This is a genomic window from Parvibaculum sp. (genome assembly GCF_040882025.1).
GTDB lineage: Bacteria > Pseudomonadota > Alphaproteobacteria > Parvibaculales > Parvibaculaceae > Parvibaculum.
Genome location: NZ_JBBECC010000165.1, coordinates 1 through 2,238, shown reverse-complemented (window position 1 = coordinate 2,238; position 2,238 = coordinate 1). Strand labels below are relative to the sequence as shown.

Annotated in this window: 2 protein-coding genes; both read right to left on the bottom strand. The window is 63.0% G+C overall.

Annotation, left to right across the window (positions count from 1 at the left end; genetic code table 11):
- Positions 1 to 1,744 (bottom strand): efflux RND transporter permease subunit (locus WEB61_RS11860; protein WP_368064541.1); only part of this gene is annotated, 1,744 nt, incomplete at its 3' end.
- Positions 1,741 to 2,238, bottom strand: a 498-nt coding sequence (locus WEB61_RS11855; protein WP_368064540.1) for an efflux RND transporter periplasmic adaptor subunit, incomplete at its 5' end; no start/stop codon positions are given. The genes WEB61_RS11860 and WEB61_RS11855, both read right to left, overlap by 4 nt.

Genomic DNA, 2,238 nt, shown 5'->3' with positions numbered 1-2,238 from the left:
TCAGCGTGTCCTGTGCCGCGAGGTTGCCGCGCGCGCCCACCATGACGATGGCCTGCTCCGGTTCGGTGTCGACGAAGAATTCGACGCCATTGTTGAAGTTCGAGAAAAGCACGATCGTACCGGCCAGAACGACGAGGGTGCCGGCAAGCACGCGGCCCGGAAAATGGACAAGCCGGTCGAGCATTCGGACATAGGCGCCGGTCAGCCCGGGCACCGACCGGATGTCGCCGGTCTCCGTGCCCGCGAGAAGTTTCAGCACATCGCTGTTGACATTCTCGGCCTTGCCGACGAGGCCGCCGAGAACGGGAAGGAAGACAAGCGCCGTGAGGAGCGAGGCGGAGAGCACCACGATCAGCGTGATCGGCAGATAGCTCATGAACTTGCCGCTGACGCCCGGCCAGAGCAGCATCGGCAGGAAGGCGGCGAGCGTCGTCGCCGTCGAGGCGACGACGGGCCAGAACATGCGTTTTGCCGCAAGCCCGTAAGCCGCGCGGCGATCAAGTCCTTCCGCCATTTTCCGGTCGGCGAATTCGACGACCACGATGGCGCCGTCGACCAGCATGCCGACCGAAAGCAGCATGCCGAACATCACCATCATGTTGACGGTGTAGCCGGTGATGGAGAGGAACAGGAAGCCGATCATGAACGAGGTCGGAATGGCGAAACCGACAAGCAGCGCCGAGCGCAGGCCGAGCGCAGCCACGACGACAACCATGACGAGAACGATAGCGGTGGCGATCGAAGACTGAAGCGAGCCGAGCGAACGATGAATCCAGCTCGAGGCGTCGAGCGTGAAATCGACATGGATGGCTTCGGGCCAGTCGGCGGTGAATGCGTCGGCAACGGCACGCACCTGCGTGTTGTTGTCGACGATGTTGGTGCCGATGCGCTTGGTGATTTCGATGGCGATCGCGGGATGGCCGTTGAAGCGCGCATAGCCCTCCGGATCCTTGAACGTCCGGCGAATATCGGCGACGTCGGACAGCGTGACGATGCCGTCGCCGGAGACCTTGATCGGCAGCGTCAACACGTCTTCGCGCGTTTCGAAGAGACCGGGCACCTTGATCGAGAAACGGCCCTGGCCCGTGTCGATGTTGCCCGCCGCGACAAGGCGGTTGTTCATCTGCACGATGTTGATGAGTTCGGATTGCGAGATGCCGTAGGATTCGAGCTTCGCCGGATCGATCACGACTTCGAGCAATTCCTCGCGATGGCCGACGAGCTCGGCCTGCAGCACGGTGGGAACCGCTTCGATTTCGTCTTTCAGCCGCCGGGCCGCGTCGTAAAGCGTGCGCTCGGGAACCTCGCCCGACAGCGTCACGATCAGCACCGGGAAGAGCGCGGCATTGAACTCGCGCACCGTCGGCTCGTCGGACTCGCTCGGCAGTTCGGCGCGCGCAAGATCGACTTTCTCGCGCACGTCCTGAAGCGCCTTGTCCTTGTCGAAGTTGACGTCGAACTCCAGCACGATGCCGGCATGGCCCTGCGACGCCGTGGCCCTGATTTCCTTGAGCCCCTCGAGCGAACGCAGTTCCGTTTCCATCGGCCGGATCAGCAGGCGCTCGGAATCTTCCGGCGAAATGCCCTGATGCGTGATCGAGACATAGAAGATCGGGATCGGAATGTCGGGATCGGCTTCCTTGGGGATCGTTATGTAGGCAATGAGCCCGGCAATGACCATCAGCACCATGGTCGTCATGGTGGTCCGGGCGCGTCCCTGAAATGCGTCGATAAGTCCGTTCACAGGCCGGCTCCAAGTTGTGCCGCGGGTATGGCCTCGACCTTCTGGCCTTCAATGACATAGTCCTGGCCGACGGTGATGAGTTTCACCGTCTGCGGCAGGCCGGAAACCCAGATGCCGTCGGGCGTGTCGTCGACGAGCTGCACCGCGTCGAACCTGACGCGGCCGTCCTTGTCCACCGTGCGGACGCCGATCACGCCCTTGTCGTCGAGCGAGATCACCGAGCTCGGGATACGATGTGCCTGGACTTCCTCGCCCGGCACGACGATTTCAGCCGTTATGCCGGCGCGCATCTTGAATTCCGGATTGGGGACTTCGAGTTCGACGCGGAATGTGCGGGTCGCCGGATCGGCCGTCTTGGCGACGAAGCTGACCGTCCCCGAAACCGTTTCGCCGGTGATCAGCCGTGCCCGGCCCGGAAGTCCGATCTTGAGCATCCCGACGCGGTCTTCGGCGACCTGGCCTATCACGAGCAGCGGGTCGAGCTCGACCACGAG